Below are 12250 nucleotides of genomic sequence, written 5' to 3' on the forward strand. Positions count from 1 at the left end.
TCTGACCGGGTGCCCCGGCTCCTGCTGGTTACCAACGACTTTCCGCCGCGACGTGGCGGGATCCAGTCGTACCTTTCCGAACTGGTGGACCAGCTGGAGTCATCCGGGTCGCACACGCTCACGGTGTACGCACCGAAGTGGAAGGGATCCAACGACTTCGATCGGGCGGCGCCCTATGAAGTGGTCCGGCACCCCACCACGCTGATGCTGCCCGAGCCGAGGGTGGCCCGCCGGATGTGCGAACTCATCAAATCCCGTGACATCGACACGGTGTGGTTCGGGGCGGCCGCGCCGCTGGCGCTGATGTCGAGCCTCGCGCGTCAGGCCGGGGCAGGCCGGGTCATTGCCAGCACACACGGCCACGAGGTCGGCTGGTCGATGCTGCCGGTTGCACGAACAGCGTTGCGCCGCATCGGAAACGACACCGATGTGGTGACGTTCGTGAGTCGGTACACCCGAAGCCGGTTCGCCTCGGCGTTCGGGCCGCAGGCCGCGCTGGAGCATGTGCCGCCGGGAGTGGACGTCCAACGGTTCGCACCAGACCCGAATGCCCGCGCTGAATTGCGGTCGCGGTACCGGCTGGGGGAGCGGCCAGTAGTGGTGTGCCTGTCGCGGCTGGTGCCTCGCAAGGGTCAGGACATGATGATCCGCGCGCTGCCGGTGATCCGGCAGCGCATTCACGGCGCCGCGTTGGTGATCGTCGGCGGCGGGCCATACCGAACGACGTTGGGCCGGTTGGCACATCGCTACGGCGTGGCCGACCATGTGGTGTTCACCGGCGGCGTGCCCGACGCCGAACTCCCGGCACACCACGCGCTGGCCGACGTGTTCGCGATGCCGTGCCGCACCCGCGGTGCCGGGCTGGACGTGGAGGGGCTGGGCATCGTCTATCTGGAAGCGTCGGCGACGGGTGTGCCGGTGGTGGCCGGACGCTCGGGCGGCGCGCCGGAGACCGTGATCGACGGCAAAACCGGTGTGGTGGTCGACGGTTGGAACGTCGGCGCAATCTCCGCCGCGGTCAGCGACATCCTCGCCGACCCCGACCGGGCATCGCGCATGGGTGCCGCGGGACGCCAGTGGGTGGTCGACAACTGGCAGTGGCCGCGTCAGGCCGCGCGACTGGCCGCGCTGCTGTAGCCGTTAGCCGTACAGCGCCTCGATGTCGTCGGCGAACTTCTCGGCCACGACCTTGCGCTTGACCTTCATCGTCGGTGTCAACTCGCCGGTGTCCTCGGTGAAATCGACTGGCAGAATGCGGAATTTGCGGATCTGCTCGGCCTTGGACACCGCCTGATTGGCCTCCTTGACCGCGAGGTCGATCTCGGCGATCAGATCGGGGTCGTTCGCCAGATCGGCCACCGACGCGCCGGCGTCCTTGCCGTTGCGCTCTTTCCAGCCTGGAAACGCCTCGGGGTCAATGGTGATCAGCGCGCCGATGAACGGTTTGGCGTCCCCGACGGCCATCGCTTGGCTGATCAACGGGTGGGCGCGCAGCTGATCCTCCAGGATCGCCGGTGCGACGTTCTTGCCGCCCGCCGTGACGATGATTTCCTTCTTGCGTCCGATGATGGTCAAAAAGCCGTCGTCGTCGAACGCGCCGAGGTCGCCGGTGTGGAACCAGCCGTCGGAGAACACCTTGGCGGTCTCCTCCTCGTTGCGCCAGTAGCCGCCGAACACCACGCCGCCCTTCACCAGCAGCTCGTCGTCGTCACCCAACCGCATGCTGTTGCCGGGCAACAACTTTCCGACGGTGCCGATCTTGAGGTCGTCGACGCGGTTCACCGTGATCGCGGCACTGGTCTCGGTCAGGCCGTAGCCCTCGTAGATGGTGAGCCCGACGCCGCGGTAGAAGTGGCCCAGCCGAGCGCCCAGCGGTGCGCCGCCGGAAATCGCCGCGTGGCAGTCGCCGCCAAGCGCCGCGCGGAGCTTGCCGTAAACCAACCGGTCGAACAGCGCGTGCTTGGCCCGCAGTACCAAACCCGCACCGCCGGTGTCCTGCGCCTTGCTCCACTCGATGGCGGTGTCGGCGGCGATCTCGAAAATCCGCCCCTTGCCGTCGTTTCGGGCATTCTGCTCGGCGGTGTTGTACACCTTCTCGAAGACCCGGGGCACCGACACCACCAGGGTCGGTTTGAACACCCCGAACATAGGCACCAGATTCTTGATGTCACTGGTGAATCCGAGCGTCACCTTGTTGGCGAACGCGGCAATCGTGATCGCCCGCGCCAGCACGTGGGCCAGGGGGAGGAACACCAACATCCGCTCGCCCTTGGCCAGCTGGTCGGGGAAGCACTCTTTGGCGCCGCGGATCTCGTACACCAGGTTGGAGTGGGTCAGCTGGCATCCCTTCGGGCGGCCGGTGGTGCCCGACGTGTAGATCAGCGTGGCGGGTTCGCCGGACTTGATGCCGGCCAGCCGGGTGTCGAGGTCTTTGGCGTCGACCGACTTGCCCGTCTCGGCCAGCACATCGAGTGCTTGGGATTCGGCGCCGTCGATGCGCAGCACCTTGCGCAGCTGGGGCAGTTCGCTCTTGAGCTGCTCGATGGTCTCGGCATGCGCATCGGTCTCGGCGAACGCCAGCACCGCGCCCGAATTCTCCAGCACGAACCGCACCTGTTCGGCCGACGACGTCTCGTAGATGGGAACCGTCACCGCGCCGGCCGCCAGGATCGCGAAATCGATGATCGGCCATTCGTATCGGGTCGCCGACAACACCGCCACCCGGTCGCCGGGCGCCACCCCTTCGGCGATCAAACCCAATGCCGTCGAGCGGATTTGCTGTGCCGCCTGGGCACAGGTCACATCCGTCCAGGCGCCCTCGACCAGGCGCCGGAAGATCACGTGGTCGGGATCCTCGCGTTCGTGGTCGAACACGGTGCTGACGATGTTGTCGTGCTCGCCGACGGTGAACGATGCGGGAACACTGAACTCACGCACGATCTTGGCCTCTCGTGGTTGTTTCGCCGTTGCCGACTTCAGCCTAGTCGGCCGCCGACGACCAGGTCAGGCGCATGTGTGAAGCTTGTGGGCGATGAACAGCATCCAGATCGCCGACCAGACGTTCGTCGCCGCCGATCCGGCCGACGTCGGCCGGGCCGTCGCGGATGCCGCCAGCTGGCGGCGGTGGTGGCCGGACCTGCGGCTGACGGTGGTGGAAGACCGCGGTGAGGCGGGGCACCGGTGGACCGTGACCGGTGCTCTTACCGGCACGATGGAGGTCTGGCTGGAGCCGATGCTCGACGGGGTGATCCTGCACTATTTCCTGCACGCCGAGCCGGCGGGCGTCGCGGCGTGGCAGTTGGCGAAGATGAACCTGGCCACGCTCAACCATCGGCGCAGGGTGGCCGGCAAGAACATGGCCTTCGAGATCAAGCGCACACTGGAGGCGTCGCGCCCGGTCGGGGTCTCGCGCCTGGCCCGATAATGGGTCACAGCCATCGGGTGCCGGTAGATTTTCACACCTGAGGCTGCCTGCGGGCGGGAGGGAACTACGTGGCGGACAAGACTGCGCAGACCATTTACATCAACGCCGATCCGTCGACGGTGATGGACGTGATCGCCGACATCGAGTCGTACCCGGAATGGGTGAACGAGTACAAGCACACCGAGGTGCTCGAGGCCGATGAGAAGGGCTACCCCAAGACCGCCCGCCTGGAGCTGGACGCCGCGGTGCTCAAAGACACCATGGTGCTGACCTATGACTGGGGCAACGTCGACCGCGGCTCGGTGCGATGGAGCTTGGTGTCCAGTTCACTGCTCAAATCGCTCGAGGGGGAATATCGGCTGTCTCCCAAGGGATCTGGCACAGATGTCACCTACGAGTTGTCTGTCGATCTGATCATTCCGATGATCGGGTTGCTCAAACGCAAGGCTGAGCGCAGATTGACCGACACCGCACTGAAGGATCTCAAGAAACGAGTAGAGGCTGAGTGAGCTGAGGGATGGCGCCGACGCGGCCGCCGACGCCCGGGTCAGTCTCTTCGTCGGCAAGGGCGGGGTAGGCAAGTCGACGCTGGCGACGGCGACCGCGGTGCGCGACGCGCGTGCCGGAATGCGGGTGCTGATCGTCTCGACGGATCAGGCGCATTCCATCGGGGATGTGCTGGGCACCACCGTCACGCCGACGGGTCGGCGCGAACCCACCCGGGTGCTCGCCGACGACGCGGATGCCGGGGGCGGCTCGCTGGACGCCCTGGCATTGGACACGCTGGCGCTTCTGGAGGAGCACTGGCGCGACGTCGCCGGTCTGCTGGCCGACCGTTTCCCCGATTCTGACGTGGGAGACATTGCGCCCGAAGAACTTTCGGCATTGCCGGGCATACAGGAGGTGCTAGGTCTACACGAAGTCGGTGAACTCGCAGCCTCGGGGCAGTGGGATCACGTCGTCGTGGACTGTGCCTCGACCGCGGACGCGTTGCGGATGCTGACGTTGCCCGCGACGTTCGGGTTGTATCTGGAGCGGGCCTGGCCCCGGCACCGCCGGTTGTCGATGACCGCCGACGACGCCCACTCGGCGGCGATCGTCGATCTGGTCGAGCGGGTCAGCGCCGGCACCGAGCGATTGAGCTCGCTGCTGACCGACGGGACGCGGGTGGCTGCACACCTGGTGCTGACCGCGGAGCGGGTGGTGGCCGCCGAGGCCGTGCGCACGCTCGGATCGCTGGCGCTGATGGGTGTGCGGGTCTCCGAGCTGCTTGTGAATCAAATTCTGGTGCAAGACGATTCGTTCGAATACCGCAACCTGCCCGAGCACCCGGCGTTCGATTGGTATGCCGAGCGCATCTCCGAACAGCAGAGCGTGCTCGACGATCTGGGCGCCGCCATCGGCGATGTGCAGTTGGTGTTGGTGCCGCATTTGGCGGGCGAACCGATCGGCCCCAAGGCCCTCGCGGAGCTACTGGACTGTGCGCGCCGGCGTGACGGCTCACCGCCGCCGGGGCCGCTGCGACCGATTGTGGACCGCGAGTCCGGATCTGGTCTCGAGGCCGTCTACCGGTTGCGGCTAGAGTTGCCAGCGGTCGACTCCGGCGCGTTGACGCTGGGCCGAGTCGACGACGACCTGATAATCGGTGCCGGCGGTATGCGGCGCCGGGTTCGGCTGGCGTCCGTCCTGCGGCGGTGCATCGTGATGGACGCCGAGCTGAAGGGCAGTGAACTGACCGTGCGATTTCGACCGAATCCGGAGGTGTGGCCGACGTGAGCGGGGCGCACTCGGAGATCGGTCCCGAACTGCGGCAGCTGGCGCAGACCATCCTGGACCGACTCGACCCGGCGGTGCGATCGGCCGCCGCGTTCGCGGCCAGCGGTGACGGCCCGGGCAAATGCCAGCAGGTGTGGTGCCCGGTATGTGCGCTGGCGGCGCTGGTATCCGGCGAGCAGCACCCGTTGCTCGACGTGATCGCCGAGCACAGCGTGTCGCTGCTGGAGGTCATCCGGGCGGTGCTCGCGGATGGCCAGCCGGGGCCGTCCGGCCCGAGCGAACCGCCTCCGGACGAGCCGCCGCCGGCGGGTCGCGGACGCTATCAGCACATCCCGGTGGCCATCAAGGACCCGGAGGACCCAGGGCAGTGACCTCATGCTGTGGTCGCATCAACAGCACCTCGGTACAGTTGTCGCAGAGCACTATCGCAGTGTTCGGGTGATGGGGAGGGTCCATGTGGTATTGGCTGTTCAAATACATCCTGCTGGGACCCTTGCTCGCCCTGATCGGCCGGCCGAAAGTCGAAGGGCTTCACTACGTTCCAGAGTCCGGACCGGCCATCCTGGCCAGTAATCACCTGGCGGTGATGGACAGTTTCTATCTGCCGCTGGTCGTGCGGCGTCGCATCACGTTTTTGGCCAAGCAGGAGTACTTCACCGGAACCGGAATCAAGGGCCGCTTCCTCGCCTGGTTCTACACGGTCGTCGGCCAGGTGCCGATCGACCGCACGAATGCCGACTCGGCCCAAGCCGCGCTGGATACCGCCGCGCGCATCCTGGGGGAGGGCAAGCTGCTCGGCATGTACCCGGAGGGCACCCGCTCACCGGACGGCCGGCTGTACAAGGGCAAGACCGGGTTGGCGCGCCTGGCCCTGCAGACCGGCGTGCCGGTGATTCCGGTCGCGATGGTCGGCACCGACGTGGTGAACCCTCCGGGCAAGAAGGGGCTGCGGTTCGGCCGGGTCCAGGTCAAGTTCGGCAAGCCGATGGACTTCAAGCGGTTCGAGGGCTTGGCGGGCAACCGCTTCATCGAGCGCGCGGTGATCGATGAGGTGATGTACGAACTGATGCGGCTGTCCGGTCAGGAGTACGTGGATCTCTATGCCGCCGACGTGAAGGAGGGCAAAGAGATCACCACCAAAAGCGGCCCCGCGATCAAGCCGCCGGCACGAATGCCGGACACCGCCGCGGGCTAATTGACCGCCGGCACCGGCGAAGCGTGGGCGTCCGTGCGCGTGCCTGCGGCGACACGCGTCGACACAATGCCGCTCACCACGATCACCGCCATCGCCCACCACACATAGGAGCCACCGGCCAGCTGCCGCCACAGCGACGCCGACGTCTCGTGGTGCTCGGGCATCAGCGTGATCGGCGTCCACACCATCAGCGCAAGCCCCGCGACACTGACCACCCCCAACAGCATGTCGCGATGCCGGTAGGCGACGGTTGCCGTCACCAGCACCGCCGGCAGCGCCCAAACCCAGTGATGCGACCACGACACCGGGGAGACCACCAAGCCGAACATGGCCACGCAGATCAGGGCCAGCACCGGCTCGTCGCATTTGAGCGCCCGCCGCGCCGCCCACACCGTCAGCGCCAGCACCGCGAAACAAGCCAGCACCCACAGCGCGAACCGTGGCCCCTCCGTAAGGCCCAGCCGGGCCAGCGCACCCGCGATGTTCTGATTGGTGTTCAGGGTCGCGGTGCCGATCCGGTCGGTGTTGCGAACGGTCTCGCCCCAGTACTCCAGGGAGTCCCGCCAGGCCAGCAGGAAACCGGCCAGCGTGGCCACCGCCGCCGACGCCGCGGTCACCAGCAGCGCACGTGTGTCTCGGCGCAAGACGAAGTAGAGCACGAAGACCGCGGGGGTGAGTTTCAGCGCGATCGCGAGCCCGAGCAGGATGCCGCGCGGCCATGGCGTCTTGCGGGGCACACAATCGGCGATCACCAGCGTCATCAACACGACGTTGATCTGGCCGAAGTCGAAGTTGGACCGGATCGGTTCGAGGTAGATCACGGCCGGCGCGACGATCGCGGCGGCCAACCACCAGCGTCGCAGCCACACCGGGGTGGACAGCGAAGACGATGCCCACACGTCCAGACGGGTCAGCACGATCGCGATCGAGGCGATCAGCAGCACCAGCGTGGTCAGGGTGATCGCCACGCTGGCCGCCGACAGCGACAGCCAGGCGAACGGCGCGAACGCCACCGCCGCCAGCGGGGGATAGGTGAACGGCAGATCCAGGCCGCCGCGGGTGTGGAAGATGGCGCCGTCGGCGTAGAGCGGCTGACCGTCCAGCCAGGCCCGCCCGCCCATCCGGTACACGTCGATGTCGATGCGGTACGGACTGTGCCCGAGCAACCGCCAACCCGCCCAGACCAACGCCGCCACGGTGAGCAACTGGAACAGTCGCCAGGCGAGCGTTGGCCCCCAAACAGCCCCGCCGGGCGACCGCCAAATACTCATGTCACACGACAGCCTATCGGTGGCCACCGCGGGTCGGGCGGTATCCCGGGCGCGACGCGCGCAGGTCGGCGTAAGTTTCGAGCGTGCACGCGAGCATCCAACTGGACTTCATCACCCGGGAGCGGTTGCCGCTGCTGTGCTGCCTGCTGGCGTTCATCCTGACGTTCTTCGTCACCCGCATGATCGTCCGCTACATCCGCGGCCACGCCGACGACGACGCGCCCCGCAAATGGTGGCAACCCCGCAACATCGGTCACGGCACCACCCACATCCACCACGCGGTGATCGGTGTGATCTTGGTGATGGTCTCCGGGATCACCATGGTGACCTTGGCGGTGAACGGAGGAGTAGCCGAATTCACGGTGGCCGCAACATTTTTCGGTGTCGGTGCGGCGCTGGTGCTCGACGAGTTCGCGCTGATCCTGCACCTGTCGGACGTGTACTGGGCCGAGGACGGCCGGACGTCGGTCGATGCGGTGTTCGCGGCGGTGGCGGTGGCCGGGCTGCTGGTGCTCGGCTTCAACCCGTTGTCGTTCTTCGACATCGGGATCTGGCGCGACGACCACAGCCTGGTGGCGCGGGCCAGCGTGATCGCGATGGCCGTGCTCACGCTGCTGCTGGCGGTGATCGTGCTGCTCAAGGGCAAGGTGTGGACCGGCCTGGTGGGCATGTTCATCACGCCGCTGCTGGTGGTCGGCGCGCTGCGGTTGTCCAGGCCACACGCCCCGTGGGCGCGCTGGCGCTACACCAGCCGTCCGCGCAAGATGCACCGCGCGCTGGTTCGGGAACATCGATGGCGCAGGCCGGTGGTGCAGGCCAAGCTGTGGCTGCAGCACGTCATCGCCGGCGAGCCGCGCTTTCCCGACGACAGCGAAGTCGACCGGCAACTCGAGAGCGAGATCCACGCCGCGGCGCCACCTACTCCCGACCGGAAAGCGGCCTAGTGCGCTACTTCTACGACACCGAGTTCATCGACAACGGCCGCACCATCGAGTTGATCTCGATCGGCGTGGCGGCCGAGGACGGACGCGAATACTACGCGGTGTCAACGGAATTCGACCCGGAGCGGGCCGGCAGCTGGGTCCGCAAACACGTGTTGCCCAAGTTGCCGCCGCCGGCCTCGCCGCTGTGGCGGTCGCGGCGGCAGATCCGCACGGAGCTGGAGGACTTCTTCGGCATCGACGGTGACGAGCCGATCGAGCTGTGGGCCTGGGTCGGCGCCTATGACCACGTCGCGCTGTGCCAACTGTGGGGCCCGATGACCGACCTGCCGCCCGCGATACCGCGGTTCACCCGCGAGTTGCGGCAGTTCTGGGAGGAGCGCGGTTCCCCCCGAATGCCCCCGAGGCCGCGTGATGCACACGACGCCCTGGTCGACGCCCGGCACAACCTGCACCGGTTCCGGCTGATGACCACGGGTGTTCTACCTGCACAGCGGTAAAAAGCACGTGTCGGCGACCGCTACCATGAATGGGTGAACTGGACCGTCGACGTACCCATCGACCAGCTGCCGCCGCTGCCGCCGCTGCCAGACGATCTCCGGCATCGGCTGGACGCCGCGCTGGCCAAACCGGCGGCCCAGCAGCCGAGCTGGCCTGCCGACCAGGCCAAGGTGATGCGGACCGTGCTGGAGAGCGTCCCGCCGGTGACCGTGCCCGCGGAGATCGAAAAGCTCAAGGGTCTGCTGGCCGATGTGGCGCAGGGTAAGGCGTTTCTGCTGCAGGGCGGCGACTGCGCCGAGACGTTCGTCGACAACACCGAGCCGCATATCCGGGCCAACATCCGCACGCTGCTGCAGATGGCGGTGGTGCTCACCTACGGCGCCAGCATGCCGGTGGTCAAGGTGGCCCGCATCGCGGGCCAGTACGCCAAGCCGCGGTCGTCGGACATCGACGCGCTGGGCCTGAAGTCCTACCGCGGCGACATGATCAACGGCTTCGCGCCCGATGCCGCCGCGCGGGAGCACGACCCGTCACGGCTGGTGCGGGCCTACGCCAACGCGAGCGCGGCGATGAACCTGGTGCGCGCCCTGACCGCGTCGGGCCTGGCCTCGCTGCACCTGGTGCACGACTGGAACCGCGAATTCGTCCGGACGTCACCGGCCGGTGCCCGCTACGAGGCGCTGGCCGCCGAGATCGACCGCGGGCTGACGTTCATGAGCGCGTGCGGCGTCGACGACCACAATCTGCAGACCGCCGAGATCTACGCCAGCCACGAGGCGCTGGTGCTCGACTACGAGCGGGCGATGCTGCGGCTGTCGGAAGAAGACGGTGAGCAGCCCAAGCTGTACGACCTGTCCGCGCACTACCTGTGGATCGGCGAGCGGACCCGCCAGCTCGACGGGGCGCACGTCGCGTTCGCCGAGGTGATCTCCAACCCGATCGGGGTGAAGATCGGGCCGACGATGACACCGGAGCTGGCCGTCGAATACGTCGAGCGGCTGGATCCGCAGAATCAGCCGGGGCGGCTCACGCTGGTCAGCCGGCTGGGCAACAACAAGGTGCGCGACCTGCTGCCGCCGATCATCGAGAAGGTGCAGGCCACCGGCCATCAGGTGATCTGGCAGTGCGACCCGATGCACGGCAACACCCACGAGAGCTCGACGGGCTACAAGACCCGCCACTTCGACCGCATCGTCGACGAGGTGCAGGGCTTCTTCGAGGTGCACCGGGCGCTGGGCACCCATCCCGGCGGCATTCACGTCGAGATCACCGGCGAGAACGTCACCGAATGCCTCGGCGGCGCGCAGGACATCTCGGATTCCGATCTCGCCGGGCGCTACGAGACGGCCTGCGATCCGCGGCTCAACACGCAACAGAGCCTGGAGCTGGCGTTCTTGGTCGCGGAGATGCTGCGCGACTAATCGACTAAGACGTCCGCGTCGCGGGTATGCATCCGCCATGGGTATTGCACTCGCCTTGGCGTCTGCCGGCGCCGCGCTGATGTTGATGACCGCGGGCTGCGGCCAGCGCAGTGATTTCGAGCCGAACAATCGCGGGGCCAACACCGAGACGTTGCCGACCTCGGTGGACAACGCGTACATCGTGCCCGCCTTCGTTCCGGGCCGCTGCGCGATTCAGGCGGGCAGCGCGGCGGAATTGCGGTTCACCGTGAGCAACACCAGGCCGGCAGAATCGGAACGGCTGCTCGCAATCGCCACCGGCGCCGCCGACGCGGTGCGGCTACCAGCCGGTGCGACGGACATTGCCCCCAAGGCCTCGCAGGAGTTCACCGCCGCGGTCGAAGGTCTACGTGAGGACCTGCGGCCCGCGATGTCGGTCGACGTGACGTTCCGCTTCGACAAGGCCGGCGACATCGAGCTGCGAGTGCCGATCGAGGCGTGCCCCACCCAGCAGACTTAGATCAGCCCCGCGATGTTGCTGCCGACGGTCCACGCCGCGGCGGCGACCAGGCCGGTCACGGTCAGGATCGCGATCACCCAGAACAGCAGGACACGCTTGGCGCGTTGCCGGGCCCAGTAGAACTCGCTCATGTCGATACCCGCGAATTGCCCTGATACCACGTCGTATTCGGAGCCATAGTCGGCGTCGTCGACCGGCGGATCCCAATCGTCGGGACCTCGGGTGAGTTCCCTGGTGTGCTGACGCGGGGCAGGCTTCGCCTGGGTCCGCTCCTGGCTGTGGTACAGCGCCGCCGAAAGATGTTGCGCCGAATTGGTGGGCGCGGGCACGCGGAAATCGGGAAGGTCGAGCTCCTCGACGATTTCGTCGAGTTCGGTGGCCATCTCCTGCGCGTCGGCGTAGCGCCGCGCGGGGTCGCGCGCGGTGGCCCGCAACACCAGTTCGTCGAATTGCGGTGGTACGCCGGCGATCACGGTGCTCGGGGGTGCGACATCGCGGTCCATCCGCTGATACGCCACCGCCAGTGCGGTGTCGCCGGTGAACGGTGTGTCACCGGTGAGCAGCTCGTAGGCGAGGATGCCGACGGCGTACACGTCGCTGGCCGGACTGGCGTCGCCGGTGCCGACCTGTTCGGGCGACAGATACGCCGCCGTGCCCAAAATCACGCTCGTAGAAGTGATCTTGGCCTCGGCGACCGCGCGGACGAGACCGAAGTCGGCGATCTTCACGTCGCCGTCGTCGGAGATCAACACGTTCTCCGGTTTGACGTCTCGGTGCACCAATCCTTCGCGGTGCGCCACCGCCAGCCCGCCGAGGACCGGCGCCAGCACCGCGGCGGCCGCATGCGGCGGCATCGGGCCTCGTTCCCGCAGGAGCTCGCGCAGCGTGCCGCCTTCGATCAGTTCCATCACCAGAAACGGGTGCTGACCGTCGATCCCCTGGTCATAGACGGCAACCAGGCACGGATGCTTGAGCCGCGCCACCGCCCGCGCCTCGCGCTGGAAGCGGGTGAGGAATTGCTGGTCGCCGGCGTAGCGCGAATCCATGATCTTCAACGCCACCGGCCGGTCCAGCCGAAGATCCAGGCAGCGGTACACCCCCGACATGCCGCCGGTCGCGATCAGCGCGTCGACACGGTACCGCCCGTCCAGCACGGCCCCGACGAGTGGATCCGATTGCTGGTTGGCCTTCACCGAAGACATGGTAACGAGACGGCCTCGAC

The 12250-nt window shown here is 67.3% G+C and carries 13 protein-coding genes; 10 read left to right on the forward strand and 3 right to left on the reverse strand.

The features are described 5' to 3' along the window. Nucleotides 1–9: 9 nt before the first annotated feature. Nucleotides 10–1137: a glycosyltransferase family 4 protein gene (locus CWS39_RS09495; protein WP_102142668.1), complete on the forward strand. Its 1128-nt coding sequence runs from the start codon at nucleotides 10–12 to the stop codon at nucleotides 1135–1137. A 3-nt stretch (nucleotides 1138–1140) separates the two neighbouring features. On the opposite strand, the gene CWS39_RS09500 is transcribed toward CWS39_RS09495, so the two are convergent. Further along, the gene (locus tag CWS39_RS09500) at nucleotides 1141–2937 is read right to left on the reverse strand and encodes an AMP-dependent synthetase/ligase (protein WP_102142669.1); all 1797 of its coding nucleotides are present in this window, start codon (nucleotides 2935–2937) and stop codon (nucleotides 1141–1143) included. A 94-nt stretch (nucleotides 2938–3031) separates the two neighbouring features. Between CWS39_RS09500 and CWS39_RS09505 the strand changes: the two genes are divergently transcribed. From CWS39_RS09505 to CWS39_RS09525, 5 genes are all read left to right on the forward strand, one after another. Then, nucleotides 3032–3424: a polyketide cyclase / dehydrase and lipid transport gene (locus tag CWS39_RS09505; RefSeq protein ID WP_102142670.1), complete on the forward strand. Its 393-nt coding sequence runs from the start codon at nucleotides 3032–3034 to the stop codon at nucleotides 3422–3424. A 68-nt stretch (nucleotides 3425–3492) separates the two neighbouring features. Beyond that, nucleotides 3493–3933: an SRPBCC family protein gene (locus CWS39_RS09510; protein WP_102142671.1), complete on the forward strand. Its 441-nt coding sequence runs from the start codon at nucleotides 3493–3495 to the stop codon at nucleotides 3931–3933. Nucleotide 3934: 1 nt separating this feature from the next. Beyond that, entirely contained in the window at nucleotides 3935–5200 is a 1266-nt protein-coding gene (locus tag CWS39_RS09515; protein ID WP_199178028.1) for an ArsA family ATPase, read from the forward strand. Next, nucleotides 5197–5571, forward strand: a complete 375-nt coding sequence (locus CWS39_RS09520) for a hypothetical protein (protein WP_102142740.1) — start codon at nucleotides 5197–5199, stop codon at nucleotides 5569–5571. Before CWS39_RS09515 ends, CWS39_RS09520 begins: the two co-directional genes overlap by 4 nt. Before the next feature lie 83 nt (nucleotides 5572–5654). Then, nucleotides 5655–6395: a lysophospholipid acyltransferase family protein gene (locus CWS39_RS09525; RefSeq protein WP_102142673.1), complete on the forward strand. Its 741-nt coding sequence runs from the start codon at nucleotides 5655–5657 to the stop codon at nucleotides 6393–6395. Here CWS39_RS09525 and CWS39_RS09530 read toward each other — a convergent pair. Next, nucleotides 6392–7666 carry a glycosyltransferase 87 family protein gene (locus CWS39_RS09530; RefSeq protein WP_102142674.1) on the reverse strand — a complete coding sequence of 425 codons (1275 nt, stop codon included), beginning with the start codon at nucleotides 7664–7666 and terminating at the stop codon, nucleotides 6392–6394. The genes CWS39_RS09525 and CWS39_RS09530 overlap by 4 nt on opposite strands. A gap of 83 nt (nucleotides 7667–7749) precedes the next feature. On the opposite strand from CWS39_RS09530, the gene CWS39_RS09535 reads away from it, so the two are divergent. From CWS39_RS09535 to CWS39_RS09550, 4 genes are read left to right on the forward strand one after another with little or no spacing between them, the layout of a single operon-like run. Further along, on the forward strand, nucleotides 7750–8610 hold the full coding sequence (locus tag CWS39_RS09535; protein ID WP_102142675.1) for a hypothetical protein: 861 nt from the start codon (nucleotides 7750–7752) through the stop codon (nucleotides 8608–8610). Continuing rightward, entirely contained in the window at nucleotides 8610–9107 is a 498-nt protein-coding gene (locus CWS39_RS09540) for a polyadenylate-specific 3'-exoribonuclease AS (protein ID WP_102142676.1), read from the forward strand. Before CWS39_RS09535 ends, CWS39_RS09540 begins: the two co-directional genes overlap by 1 nt. Nucleotides 9108–9140: 33 nt before the next feature. Next, nucleotides 9141–10529 carry a class II 3-deoxy-7-phosphoheptulonate synthase gene (locus CWS39_RS09545; RefSeq protein ID WP_102142677.1) on the forward strand — a complete coding sequence of 463 codons (1389 nt, stop codon included), beginning with the start codon at nucleotides 9141–9143 and terminating at the stop codon, nucleotides 10527–10529. Nucleotides 10530–10566: 37 nt separating this feature from the next. Then, a complete protein-coding gene (locus CWS39_RS09550; RefSeq protein ID WP_102142678.1) occupies nucleotides 10567–11028 on the forward strand; it encodes a copper chaperone PCu(A)C domain-containing protein in 462 nt (153 codons plus the stop codon). On the opposite strand, the gene CWS39_RS09555 is transcribed toward CWS39_RS09550, so the two are convergent. Next, nucleotides 11025–12230, reverse strand: a complete 1206-nt coding sequence (locus CWS39_RS09555; RefSeq protein WP_102142679.1) for a protein kinase domain-containing protein — start codon at nucleotides 12228–12230, stop codon at nucleotides 11025–11027. The genes CWS39_RS09550 and CWS39_RS09555 overlap by 4 nt on opposite strands. Between the last annotated feature and the right edge of the window lie 20 nt (nucleotides 12231–12250).

Source organism: Mycobacterium hubeiense (assembly GCF_002838065.1).
Classification (GTDB): domain Bacteria; phylum Actinomycetota; class Actinomycetes; order Mycobacteriales; family Mycobacteriaceae; genus Mycobacterium; species Mycobacterium hubeiense.

Bases quoted from the DNA above. Each gene is read 5' to 3' on its own strand.
- CWS39_RS09555 (WP_102142679.1), bottom strand. From the start codon at position 12,230: ATGTCTTCGGTGAAGGCCAACCAGCAATCGGATCCACTCGTCGGGGCC.
- CWS39_RS09530 (WP_102142674.1), bottom strand. From the start codon at position 7,666: ATGAGTATTTGGCGGTCGCCCGGCGGGGCTGTTTGGGGGCCAACGCTC.
- CWS39_RS09550 (WP_102142678.1), top strand. From the start codon at position 10,567: ATGGGTATTGCACTCGCCTTGGCGTCTGCCGGCGCCGCGCTGATGTTG.
- CWS39_RS09505 (WP_102142670.1), top strand. From the start codon at position 3,032: ATGAACAGCATCCAGATCGCCGACCAGACGTTCGTCGCCGCCGATCCG.
- CWS39_RS09525 (WP_102142673.1), top strand. From the start codon at position 5,655: ATGTGGTATTGGCTGTTCAAATACATCCTGCTGGGACCCTTGCTCGCC.